A 361-nucleotide genomic window follows, 5' to 3' on the forward strand; every position below is an offset into this window, starting at 1 on the left:
ACCTTCCTCCGGTTTGTCACCGGCAGTCAACCTAGAGTGCCCAACTAAATGCTGGCAACTAAGTTTAAGGGTTGCGCTCGTTGCGGGACTTAACCCAACATCTCACGACACGAGCTGACGACAACCATGCACCACCTGTCACTTTGTCCCCCGAAGGGGAAACTTCTATCTCTAGAAGGGTCAAAGGATGTCAAGATTTGGTAAGGTTCTTCGCGTTGCTTCGAATTAAACCACATGCTCCGCTGCTTGTGCGGGTCCCCGTCAATTCCTTTGAGTTTCAACCTTGCGGTCGTACTCCCCAGGCGGAGTGCTTAATGCGTTAGCTGCAGCACTAAGGGGCGGAAACCCCCTAACACTTAGC

Annotated in this window: 1 rRNA gene; it reads right to left on the reverse strand. The window is 52.4% G+C overall.

Annotation, left to right across the window (positions count from 1 at the left end):
- Window positions 1–361: ribosomal RNA gene (locus EII32_RS11820) — 16S ribosomal RNA — on the reverse strand; the annotation flags it as partial.

The sequence above is a fragment of the Prevotella sp. OH937_COT-195 genome, from assembly GCF_003932845.1.
In the GTDB taxonomy this organism is placed as follows: domain Bacteria; phylum Bacteroidota; class Bacteroidia; order Bacteroidales; family Bacteroidaceae; genus Prevotella.